The sequence below is a fragment of the Pontibacter lucknowensis genome (assembly GCF_900156415.1).
GTDB lineage: Bacteria > Bacteroidota > Bacteroidia > Cytophagales > Hymenobacteraceae > Pontibacter > Pontibacter lucknowensis.
In genome coordinates this window covers 720,444-732,390 of sequence record NZ_FTNM01000002.1, presented here as the reverse complement: position 1 = coordinate 732,390, position 11,947 = coordinate 720,444, and the positions used below count along the sequence as shown (strand labels likewise).

Sequence of the window (11,947 nt, the reverse complement as noted above, 5' to 3'; positions counted from 1 at the left end):
TCTTAAACGTCAGGTGTTCTATTAAAATTCAGCTTGCTGAGATTATACCGCTACTTATTATATAGTGAAGTCATAATTATAGTAATGCATTGAATATACCCTGTCAAAAACAGGGGGTGTTATTAAATTTTATACTAAATATCAGAGTTGCCCCCTAAAAAATAATACCCTATCTGATACAAGCTATCTATTTACTCTATACCTTTGGTTTAAATTTATACCCTAACCTCTTTAACCCATGGCAATTCTTCGATTTAAGGCGCTCGAACTGGTAAGTCAGCGCAAACCGGCAGAGGTAGTGCTGCCATCCAGTAAAATTTCAGAATACTTCGGCGAAAACGTGTTTGGCTTTTCGGCCCTGCGTGCCACCATGTCTACTGAGAACTTCAAAAGACTTTGCGCTACGATTGACGCTGGCGAGAAAGTAGACCGAAACCTGGCTGACGCCGTGGCTGCCGCCATGAAGACCTGGGCCATGAGCAAAGGCGCTACGCACTACACCCACTGGTTCCAGCCGCTGACAGGTGCTACAGCCGAGAAGCATGACTCTTTCTTTGACCTGACCGGAGAGGGCGACCCGATTGAAAGCTTTAAAGGCAGCGCCCTGGTGCAGCAGGAGCCGGATGCTTCTTCTTTCCCGAGCGGCGGTATTCGCAATACCTTTGAGGCACGGGGCTACAGCGCCTGGGATCCGTCTTCGCCTGCCTTCCTGATCGAGAATGCCGGTACCCGCACGCTTTGTATACCTACTATTTTCGTTTCCTATACCGGTGAGGCGCTTGATTACAAGACACCTTTACTGAAATCCCTACACCTGCTCAACCAGGCGGCTGTTCCGGTTTGCCAGTATTTCGACAAGGATGTGGTGAAGGTGAACACTACCTTAGGTATAGAGCAGGAGTACTTCCTCGTGGATCGCGCCCTGTATGAGGCCCGTCCCGACCTGGTAATGACTGGTCGTACCCTTTTCGGGCATGCGCCTGCCAAAGGCCAGCAGCTGGAAGACCACTATTTTGGTTCTATCCCTAGCCGCGTGCACTCTTTCATGGTAGATTTCGAAAAGTCGGCCCTGAAGCTGGGTATACCTTTGCGCACCCGCCACAACGAGGTTGCTCCAAACCAGTTTGAGTGTGCTCCAACCTTTGAAGACGCCAACCTGGCCGTAGACCACAACCAGCTCCTGATGGACATCATGGACCGTGTGGCTGAGCGCCATGGCTTTAAAGTATTGCTTCACGAGAAGCCTTATAAAGGTGTTAACGGCAGCGGCAAGCACAACAACTGGGCTATGAGCACCAACACAGGTGTGAACCTGCTCTCACCTGGAAAGAAACCAAAGGAAAACCTGCAGTTCCTGACTTTCTTTATTAACACAGTCATGGCTGTGCACAAGCACGCCGACCTGCTGCGTGCCAGCATCGCTTCTGCCAGCAACGACCACCGACTGGGTGCTAACGAAGCGCCTCCTGCTATCATGTCGGTATTTGTGGGCCAGCAACTGACGGCGGTACTGGAAGAGCTGGAGCGCACTGCCAAAGTGCCGATGGAGAAAGGCGACAACATGTACCTGAAGCTAGGTATAGACAAGATCCCGGAGATTCTTCGCGATAACACCGACCGCAACCGTACCTCTCCATTTGCCTTCACGGGTAATAAGTTCGAGTTCCGTGCTGTGGGCTCTTCTGCAAACAGTTCTTCTTCAATGACGGTGCTCAACACCATCGTAGCCGATCAGCTGATCGACTTCCGTGTGGCAGTGGATGACCTGATCGATAACAAAGGCATGAAGAAGGAACTGGCCATTATCCAAGTACTTCGTGAGTATGTGGCTGCTTCCAAGGCTATTCGTTTCGAAGGCAACGGTTACTCTAGAGAGTGGGAGGAAGAGGCAGCCAAGCGCGGACTTTCTAATATCAAATCTACGCCACGTGCACTGGATGTATACCACCGCGAGGAGGTGCAAGACCTGTTTACCCGTCATGGCATCTTTAGCAGAGTTGAAATTGCCGCTCGTCATGAGATCCTGCTGGAAGATTACATCAAGAAGATTCAGATCGAGTCGCGTGTGATGGGTGACCTTGCCTTTAACCACGTGATACCGACGGCAGTTGCTTACCAGAACAAGCTGATCCAGAATATCCGTGGTTTGAAAGACCTGGGCCTGGAAGATGAGTATACCGAGTCCACGCTGGACTCCATCAAGCGTATTTCGCGTCATATTAAGACGATCCAGACCAATGCGGTGGACATGATCCAGCAGCGGAAGGTTGCCAACAAGATGGAGGATGTGCGGGAGAAGGCGATTTTCTATAACGAGAAAGTAATGCCTTATTTTGAAGCGATCCGTACCAGCGTAGACAAGCTGGAACTGATGGTGGATGATGAAGATTGGCCACTGGTGAAGTACCGCGAGCTGATGTTCAGACGCTAATCTGTATACTTAGTAACTAAAAAGAGCACCTAATTGAGGTGCTCTTTTTAGTTAGCGTCTGTTTCTGATCCAGCCGATGACTTCCCCCGTTACTTTGGCCAGGATAATCGGTAAAAGCACAATCACCAGCGCTGTGGCAATCACAGGCCGCAGTCCCATGCGCATAATCAGTTTCCGGACCACTTTGCTGCGGAGTTCGCCTAGCATATATCTGCCAGCCTGTGTCATTGGTTTACCTTTGAGCACCTCCAGCACGCCGCTCCAGTTACCGTGCTCTATCTGGCGTTTCAGGAAGCCCAGCACTGTATCCTTGGTGATCAGGAAGGCCTCGCTTAACTGTTCCTGCCGCAACTTGCCCCAATGCAGGAGGGAGCGGAGCTTCTCGTCCGCATTTTTAGGTATATAGGCACTCATGTGTATCATGTCTGTCGAACTGGTCTAATATATCATGTACTGGCAATATCTTTAACGTTTATCCAATCGTATTATATTCAAGATACAGATAATTTCTATTTGTTCCATACCTGAGAAAGGTCTGAAGCTTCACATCACATTCAAATAGCGCTACAAATCTTGTCGCTCTTAGCTCTCTTTAAAATATTGCTGCTAAATTTACGTCTTATGCCTGTTGAACAAAGCAGGCTTGAATTAAGTTAAGAGAACGTAGCTTTAGCGAAGGCCCACTTATATATGAACAAGATCTATTGCCCCAGCCTGACGGAGTATAAACGCAGAGAAACCATTGAGGTGCATATTGGTGATGTGCCGATGGGTGCCCACCACCCGATCCGGGTGCAATCCATGACTACCGTGGACACTATGGATACCTTGGGTTCTGTGGAGCAGTGCATCCGCATGATCGAAGCAGGCTGCGAATACATCCGCATCACGGCACCAAGTATCAAAGAAGCCGAAAACCTGCGCAATATCAAAGACGAACTTCGCCGCCGCGGATATAATACCCCTTTGGTAGCCGATATTCACTTCACACCCAATGCCGCTGAAGTGGCCGCCCGTATTGTCGAGAAGGTGCGAATCAACCCGGGTAACTATGCTGATAAGAAGAAATTTGAGGTCATTGAATACAACGATGAAACCTATCAGGCTGAGTTGGACCGCATCCGCGACCGCTTTGTGCCGCTGGTACGCATCTGCAAAGAGCATGGCACGGCCATGCGCATCGGTACGAACCACGGCTCCCTGTCTGACCGTATCCTGAGCCGCTACGGCGATACCCCGCTGGGTATGGTGGAGAGTGCGCTGGAGTTCTTGCGCATCTGTGAAGACGAGCAGTACTACAACATCGTTATCTCCATGAAGGCATCGAACACGCAGGTGATGATGCAGGCCTATCGATTGCTGGTGCAGAAACTGGAAGAGGAGGGGCTGAAGCCTTACCCGCTGCACCTGGGTGTAACAGAAGCCGGAGAGGCGGAGGATGGGCGTATTAAATCGGCCGTAGGTATAGGCACGCTGCTGGAAGACGGTCTGGGCGATACGGTGCGTGTATCCCTGACAGAAGCGCCGGAAGCTGAGGCTCCAGTGGCCAAAGCACTTATTGACCGCTATACCCACCGAGCAGAAAAAGCACAGCCCATCAAGCCGCTTTGCAACATCCCGATCGATCCGTTCCAGTACCACCGCCGCGAAACTGTAGAGGTAGAGAATGTAGGAGGACAGAATGTGCCACGGGTGGTAGCGGACTTGAGCCGACTGCGCGAAATACAGTATGCAGACCTGAAAAGCGTAGGCCACCTGTATTCTATGCTGCTTGACAAGTTTAACATGAATGACCTGGGCGCGGACTACATCTACACAGGTGACCACCCGATCAACTTCATGCTGCCCAATGGTTTGAAGGAAATCATTAATTATGTGCCCTGGCAATTAGCAGAGGAGCAGGAGCACCGACATCCTTTGCTAACTGTGCAGCAATACCTGGAGGCAGGGCAGATGCATCCGAAGCTGAACTTTGTGGAAGCTACCATTAGTGAGTTAACCACTGAGTTACTAGATCGGCTAAAAACAGACAGTACTGTTGTGTTGATGCTGCATACCACCAACGAGCATGCTATGCCGGAACTGCGTAAGTGCTTTTTCCGCCTCATGAACAACGGAATCAACACACCTGCCATTGTCAGGCGCTCTTATGGTGAACTTACGCCGGATCAGGTACAACTGTATGCCTCGACTGATGTAGGCGGATTGTTGATCGACGGTCTCGGGGACGGTATTATGCTGGGCACTGAATTGTTGCCTGAGCAGGAAAAGGTTGAGTTGCTGCAGACCATCGAGAAGCTGAACAACCTGAGCTTTGGCATACTACAGGCCGCACGTACCCGCATGAGCAAAACCGAGTATATCAGCTGCCCAAGCTGTGGCCGCACTCTGTTCGACCTGCAGGAGACCACCGCCATGATCCGCAAGCGCACCGATCACCTGAAGGGGGTGAAGATTGGCATTATGGGCTGTATCGTGAACGGTCCCGGCGAAATGGCTGATGCTGACTATGGTTATGTAGGCGTGGGTAAAGATAAGATCGCCCTGTATCGAGGCCAGACGGTAGTCAAGAAGTCGGTACCCGCTGACAGAGCAGTGGACGAACTGATCGAGCTAATCCGCGAGGATGAGAAGTGGATAGAACCGCTCGTGCTGGAGGAGTAGAGAAAGAAACTGAATTCTTCTCGCAATCATTCAGCTGCAGTAGTTGTTATACTTAGCCGGGTGTGGCTATACCTGTAGCCACATCCATTTTATAAAATACAGAAGCCGCACAATGAAAGGATTATTTGATTTTACGGAAGTGGCCACTTACTTCTTCCGTAAAAAAGACCCGAAACGTAAGACGAATTTTAATTTACGGGCCATGCACACCATTAACAAAATCTCAATTCTGATGTTTTTGGCTGCTATGGTTTATTTTGTGATCAAGCACTGGTAAACTTACTGCTTTGAACATCGAGGATTTCAGAGATTACTGCCTGGCCAAGCCCGGTGCTACCGAGGAGATGCCTTTCGATGAAGACACGCTTGTATTTAAGGTAAGCGGCAAAATGTTTGCGCTGTGTAGTCTGTCCGATTATGCGAAGGGCATAACCATGAAATGTGATCCTGAGAAGGCCATCATCCTGCGTGAACAGTATGAGCAGGTTTTACCAGGATACCACATGAATAAAAAGCACTGGAATACTGTGCTACCGGAAGCAGGCTTAACATCCGATCTACTTCAATCTTTGATCGATACGTCTTACAATTTGGTCGTATCGAAATTGCCGAGGGGGAAAAAGCCTTCCTGAGCAATAAATTCCAAAAAAAATCGTTAGCCTTTAATATTTTTTTTAACCCAGTATTTGCCTGTCAATTCAGCAATCCTGCACAAACCTGCATTGGATTGTAACATAAGATATACTTCACTGCCTGTTTTTGAGTGTTTGGACATAAACCGCACTCAAAACATTTTAAGTGTACATTTTGAAGTAAAGTAGTTGCTGCGAACATTGCAACACATATAAAAGATTATATGTATATTAAGAACAATTTCGCAACTATTCACCCTATCTCACTATGCAATCTCAACGCAGTGTAGGCATATTCGCTTACAGAAACGAATGGCAGAAAGCCAGCCTGAACATTTTCCTAACAAACAGTTTAATGCTGAACAGCTACGAAGAGTTTTTTAAAAAATTCGAAGTGACGGGGCAGCAGTACAATATCCTGCGGATATTACGTGAACACTATCCTAAACCTGTTTCAACCTCTGTTTTGCGCAACCACATGCTTGACAAGATGTCGGATACATCCCGACTCGTCGGCAGACTCAAAACCAAAGGTCTGGTGGATGTGGAGCGCAATGTCGCAGACAAACGACTAGTTAACATTGTTATCTCTGACAAAGGCTTCAACCTGTTGGATCAGATCAGCCACGAACTATACAAGCTTGACAACCTGGTACAGGGCCTGACAGAAGAGGAAGCCACGACGCTTGCTGGTTTGCTCGAAAAAGTTCGTGATTCAATCAGCACTGCGGAGGAACGCCTTACAGGCGCACTCACGCTCAACGAGGCTGTGTAATCGAATCGACATGAGCAGCATGACAACAAGGATAGCCTGATGGCTATCCTTTTATTTTTTCAGCCATATGCAGGCGTGCAGGAATCGTTTCTGCTGCGTCGACAAATGGGGACAGTATAATGTCAGCTTCCGAAGCATGAAGTCGTTCAGCTTCTGGCTGGCGATGTGCTGTGAGAGCTATAACGCCTTTATAGCCGCCAGAGCGTAACTGTTTGACGAGCGCTATATTGGCATTAACATCTGATAGGCTGCTGATCACATATTTTGCCGTGTCCAGGGGAAGCCTGTCAGGTAGTTCCGGATCTTCCACATCGCCGTAAAGTGCTGTCAACCCCTGTTTTTGCCAGTAACGCACCTGCTGCGGATCAAAATCAATGCATAGCAGGTGAATGTTGTCCTTTAAGAGCGTTAGGGCTATGTTACCCCCATAGCGCCCCAACCCAAACAAAATAACATCGACCTGCTGTGGCATGCTTTGCTCTGCTTCACTTTCACGGTAGGGTCTTTTGCGTTCAAATATGCTTAAAACTGGCGCCAGCACATCATAGAGTCTGTGCGAATAGATGATCATGTAGGTAGAGAGCCCGATCGTGATCAGACCGACCAATGTAATCAGACCGACGGTGCTTTCCTGGATGTGGCCCATGGTCAGACCGAGTGCAGCAAAAATAAGAGAGAACTCACTGATCTGGGCGACTGTCAGACCAGCCAGGAAACTGGTGCGCTTTCGGTAGCCCATTATCCCCATGATAGCTACAACAATCAGCGGATTACCAACCAACACAAAAACTGAGAAGAGAATGGAAGGCCCTATCTGTTCGCCCAGTAAACCAAGGTTTAATTGCGCTCCCAGATTGATAAAAAAGAACAAGAGCAGAAAATCCCGCAGGCTGACAAGGCGGCCACTGATCATTTCGCGGTATGGTGTAGAGGCAAGGGAGACACCGGCCAGAAACGCACCAACCTCCCGGCTAAAGTTGAGGTAGTCGCAGGCGGACGCTACGATTACTGCCCAAGCTATGGAGAAAAGCACCAGCAATTCCTGGGACCTTGCCAGATAATGAACCAGTGAGGGAATGACGAAGCGCATCAGCAAACCTATGACCGCAACAATAGCACTGCCCGTTACTACCACCTGCATAATACCGAGTACAGGATGGGCTCCTGTCTTCGCATTCATGGCTGAGAGCATGATCATTAGCAGCACTACCACAATATCCTGTACAATCAGGAAGCCGATCGCGATCTGCCCGTGCAGGGAGTCGATTTCTTTCTTGTCTGAAAGCAACTTCACAATAATGATGGTGCTGGAAAAGGTCAGCGCAATTGCAATGTAGAGTGCCGTGATGGAATCATAGCCTAGTGCTATACCTATCAGATAACCAAATACGGATGTGAAAATGACTTGCCCCAGTCCCGTCATCAGGGCGATCATGCCTGTTAAGCGGATGAGGGAGAGATCCAGCTTGAGACCAACTACAAACAGGAGTAAAGCAATGCCCAGTTCTGCCAGCAGGTGCACCATGTCCGATGACGACACCAGGTTAAGAAAGGAGGGGCCAACCAGTATACCCAATGCAATAAACATAACAATGAGTGGTTGCCTGAGCATGAGTCCGATGGCACCCAGCAAAGCGGCAATGGCCAGTATGACTGACAGCTCAAAAAACGGATTGCTCAATACGTCCTGCATAGGGTTAGACTTTATGGGGAAGTATCAATAATGGCATATGGGCTCTGACTGCTAGTTCTTCACTTAGGTTTTTGGAGAACAGGATCTCCCAGATGCTTAGCTTTTCAGGCATCAGCACGACTAAACTGGAATTGGTGGCTGCCATGTGGGCTCGCATACCTGTTGGCGCTTCAGAGTCTGCCAGTAAGTTGGTGGTATGTGGCCTGGTTAAGACATGTTGCCAGGAGGAGTGTTGATCTTGGAGTTCGGATACATCCTGCACCTGTTGCCCATCTTTCGTTAGTATCAGAAAATGCAACATGGCATTGTAGGTCTGTGCAATGCTATCGAGCATCTCTATACCTGCCCGCTCCGGCAATTTCATTTGCTCAAGCAGGATCGTTATATTGTCGAACCCGTCAAACACGTCATAGCTAGGTATAACAAGCAGTGGAACAGGACTCAAGCGCATCAATTCTAACGTGTTGCTTCCGATCAGAATTTGTTTTAACTGACTGCTGCCGCGACTTCCCATGACCACGAGGTCTATGTTTTCGCTTGCAATTACCTGTAGCATAGCGTCTGCAAAGGGTGTTGGTACGACCAAAGTCTTATACCTGACTTCAGCGTGACGCAGATCAAGAATATCTAAGAGATGCTGAGCCTCGTCCAGGAGTCTAACTTGCGTTTTCCGCATTTCTTCCGAGTAAACACTCCGGAAGAGTGATTCAGGAGAAGCTGCCGGAACAGGCGGCTTTGCCATGGCGTGTACAAACACTACTTCAGCTGTCAAAGCTCTGGCTAGCTGCATGGCAACCAGCGTAGCATTGTAGCCATCGGTCGAAAAATCGGTGGGTGCAAGTATACGCAGCATAGCACAGAGGTTTACTAGTCTATACGGTATACATTGGGCTTTTAGTTAAGTATAGAAAACCAAAAGCCGCCAGATTTGGGGTCTGAGCGGCTTTTGGAAAAGTTAGTGGTAAGATGGAAATCCTTATACCACCACGTTGATGATTTTGTTAGGGACGATAATAATTTTCTTTGGTGTTTTTCCTTCCATGAATTTGACAACGGTTTCGTCGGTTAGCACCGCCTTTTCCATTTCTTCGCGTGGTGTGTCAGTGGCAAAGGCAATTTTGCCGCGCGTCTTACCGTTCACGGATACTGGATACTCAAATGTATTTTCCACCAGATACTTTTCATCCCAGGCCGGGAACGAGGCGAAAGTGATGCTCTGGGTGTGGCCCAGCTTTTCCCAAAGCTCCTCGGCGATATGTGGTGCATAAGGTGCCAGCGCAATTGTCAGTGGCTCCAAAATGGCACGCTTGTTTGTCTTCAGGGCTGTCAGTTCGTTCACGCAGATCATGAAAGTTGAAACGGAAGTATTGAAGGAGAAACGTTCAATGTCCTCTTCTACCTTCTTAACCGTCTTGTGCAGCGACTTAAGCTCCTCGGCAGTTGGCTCAGCATCAGACACTGTGAAGTTGCCTTCATTGTCGTGGAAGAGTTTCCAGAAGCGCTTCAGGAATTTCGTTACGCCGTCCATGCCATTGGTATTCCAAGGCTTGAACTGCTCTAATGGTCCCAGGAACATCTCGTACATGCGCAGGGTGTCAGCTCCGTTACGCTCTACAATAATATCCGGGTTCACAACATTGTACTTCGACTTCGACATCTTTTCGATCTCGACGCCGCAGATGTATTTGCCGTCTTCGAGTATAAACTCGGCATTGGCGTTCTCCGGTCGCCATGCTTTGAAGGCCTCCAGATCCAGCTCATCATTCTCGACGATGTTCACATCCACGTGCAGTTGTGTGATGTCGTAATCCTTGCGTAGACTGTACGACACATAGGTGTTGCTGTCCTTCACGCGGTACACAAAGTTTGAGCGGCCCTGAATCATCCCCTGGTTGATCAGCTTTTTGAACGGCTCTTGCTCTACCACCAGACCCATATCGCAAAGGAACTTGTTCCAGAAGCGGGAGTAGAGGAGGTGACCGGTTGCGTGCTCTGCACCACCCATGTAAAGGTCCACATTGCGCCAGTACTCTACCTTGGCTTTATCAGCGAAAGCCTGATCGTTCTGAGGATCCATGTAGCGGTACCAATACCAGCTCGAGCCGGCCCAACCCGGCATCGTGCTCAGTTCATATTCGTACTGATCCTGATATTTCCAGTCCACGGCGCGACCAAGTGGCGGCTCACCTGTCTCAGTAGGCAGGTAGGCGTCGATCTTTGGCAGTTCCAGTGGCAGGTCATTTTCATCCATCAAGCGTGGTATGCCGTCTTTGAAGTATACCGGTACCGGCTCACCCCAGTAGCGCTGACGGCTGAACACCGCGTCGCGCATGCGGTACTGTGTGCGGCCTTTGCCTACTCCAAGTTCTTCGGCTTTGGCTATACCTGCATTTATGGCCTCTTTCACGTCCAGCCCGTTTAGGAAACCAGAATTGATGATCTTTCCTTCTTTACCGGCATAGGCTTCTTCTTCCAGGTTACCACCGGCTACCACTTCTTTTATGGTCAGGTTGAAGTGCTTGGCAAAAGCGTAGTCGCGGGAGTCGTGTCCCGGAACGGCCATCACAGCGCCGGTACCATAACCCGCTAGCACGTAGTCCGCGATCCAGATCGGCACGCGCTCTTCGGAGATCGGGTTGATGGCGTAGGCTCCGGTAAACACACCGCTCACGGTTTTCACATCAGTCATACGCTCACGCTCCGAACGGTTTTTGGCTACGTTCACATAGCGCTCCACTTCCGTACGCTGGGCATCCGTTGTGATTTCATTTACCAGTTCGTGCTCAGGCGCCAGCACCACAAAGGTGGCACCATAAATGGTATCGATACGGGTCGTGAAAACCTTGATCTTCTCGGAAGCGCCGCCTTCTATGGCAAAGTCCAGCTCGGCACCTACTGACTTTCCGATCCAGTTGCGCTGCATTTCCTTCACCGGCTCCGGCCAGTCAATAGTATCGAGGCCTTGCAACAAGCGCTCCGCATAGGCGGTGATGCGCATCATCCATTGACGCATTTTTTTTCGCTCTACCGGGTAACCGCCACGCTCCGATACACCACCAACTACTTCGTCATTGGCCAGTACCGTACCCAAGGCTGGGCACCAGTTCACGACGGCATCAGCTACGTAAGTCAGTCTGTACCTGAGTAACATCTCCGCCTTGTCCTGCTCGTTCATGCCTTTCCAGTCTTCAGCCGTGAAGGCAGGCGTGTCTTCGTCGCAGGCGGCGTTTATATCCGCGTTGCCGTTTGCTTCAAAGGCAGCGATTAGCTTATCGATGGATTCGGCTTTGTCGGAGGTATAGTCATAGTAGCTGTTGAACAGCTGCATGAAGATCCACTGCGTCCACTTGTAGTAGTTTGGGTCGGAGGTACGTACTTCGCGCTCCCATTCGTAGGAGAAGCCAATGTTTTTGAGCTGCTCGATGTAGCGGGCGATGTTTTGCTCCGTTGTAATGGCCGGATGCTGACCGGTCTGGATCGCATACTGCTCGGCTGGTAGACCAAAAGAGTCAAAGCCCATCGGGTGCAACACGTTGAAACCTTTGGAACGCTTGTAGCGGCTCACGATGTCAGAGGCGATGTAACCGAGCGGGTGACCCACATGCAGACCCGCCCCGGAAGGGTAAGGGAACATATCCAGCACATAGTACTTCGGCTTATCGGTGTTATCGGTGGCCTTAAAAGTCTGGTTTTGTTCCCAGTAACGCTGCCACTTCTTCTCAATCTGATTGAAATTATACTCTGACATAGTT

The 11,947-nt window shown here is 49.5% G+C and carries 9 protein-coding genes; 5 read left to right on the top strand and 4 right to left on the bottom strand.

Annotated elements, in window-relative coordinates:
• The first annotated feature begins 238 nt into the window (after positions 1–238).
• Entirely contained in the window at positions 239–2,431 is a 2,193-nt protein-coding gene (locus BW972_RS09330; RefSeq protein WP_076421895.1) for a glutamine synthetase III family protein, read from the top strand.
• 51 nt (positions 2,432–2,482) lie between these two features.
• Here the strand turns inward: BW972_RS09330 and BW972_RS09325 are convergent, their stop codons facing one another.
• Positions 2,483–2,854 carry a hypothetical protein gene (locus BW972_RS09325; protein WP_076421894.1) on the bottom strand — a complete coding sequence of 124 codons (372 nt, stop codon included), beginning with the start codon at positions 2,852–2,854 and terminating at the stop codon, positions 2,483–2,485.
• Between the two features lie 267 nt (positions 2,855–3,121).
• On the opposite strand from BW972_RS09325, the gene ispG reads away from it, so the two are divergent.
• The 4 genes from ispG to BW972_RS09310 all read left to right on the top strand — a co-directional run bounded on the left by ispG (position 3,122) and on the right by BW972_RS09310 (position 6,502).
• Positions 3,122–5,095 carry a (E)-4-hydroxy-3-methylbut-2-enyl-diphosphate synthase gene (gene ispG, locus BW972_RS09320; RefSeq protein WP_076421893.1) on the top strand — a complete coding sequence of 658 codons (1,974 nt, stop codon included), beginning with the start codon at positions 3,122–3,124 and terminating at the stop codon, positions 5,093–5,095.
• Positions 5,096–5,207: 112 nt separating this feature from the next.
• Positions 5,208–5,372 carry a DUF6728 family protein gene (locus BW972_RS19955; protein ID WP_007658564.1) on the top strand — a complete coding sequence of 55 codons (165 nt, stop codon included), beginning with the start codon at positions 5,208–5,210 and terminating at the stop codon, positions 5,370–5,372.
• Positions 5,373–5,382: 10 nt separating this feature from the next.
• Positions 5,383–5,727 carry an MmcQ/YjbR family DNA-binding protein gene (locus tag BW972_RS09315; RefSeq protein WP_007658565.1) on the top strand — a complete coding sequence of 115 codons (345 nt, stop codon included), beginning with the start codon at positions 5,383–5,385 and terminating at the stop codon, positions 5,725–5,727.
• A gap of 268 nt (positions 5,728–5,995) precedes the next feature.
• On the top strand, positions 5,996–6,502 hold the full coding sequence (locus BW972_RS09310; protein ID WP_076421892.1) for a MarR family winged helix-turn-helix transcriptional regulator: 507 nt from the start codon (positions 5,996–5,998) through the stop codon (positions 6,500–6,502).
• A 43-nt stretch (positions 6,503–6,545) separates the two neighbouring features.
• On the opposite strand, the gene BW972_RS09305 is transcribed toward BW972_RS09310, so the two are convergent.
• The 3 genes from BW972_RS09305 to leuS all read right to left on the bottom strand — a co-directional run bounded on the left by BW972_RS09305 (position 6,546) and on the right by leuS (position 11,943).
• Positions 6,546–8,195 (bottom strand): cation:proton antiporter, encoded by a 1,650-nt coding sequence (locus BW972_RS09305; RefSeq protein WP_083674123.1) that lies wholly within the window; start codon positions 8,193–8,195, stop codon positions 6,546–6,548.
• A 4-nt stretch (positions 8,196–8,199) separates the two neighbouring features.
• Complete coding sequence (locus BW972_RS09300; protein ID WP_076421890.1) at positions 8,200–9,048, bottom strand: universal stress protein; 849 nt, start codon at positions 9,046–9,048, stop codon at positions 8,200–8,202.
• A 123-nt stretch (positions 9,049–9,171) separates the two neighbouring features.
• The gene (gene leuS, locus BW972_RS09295) at positions 9,172–11,943 is read right to left on the bottom strand and encodes a leucine--tRNA ligase (RefSeq protein ID WP_076421889.1); all 2,772 of its coding nucleotides are present in this window, start codon (positions 11,941–11,943) and stop codon (positions 9,172–9,174) included.
• Between the last annotated feature and the right edge of the window lie 4 nt (positions 11,944–11,947).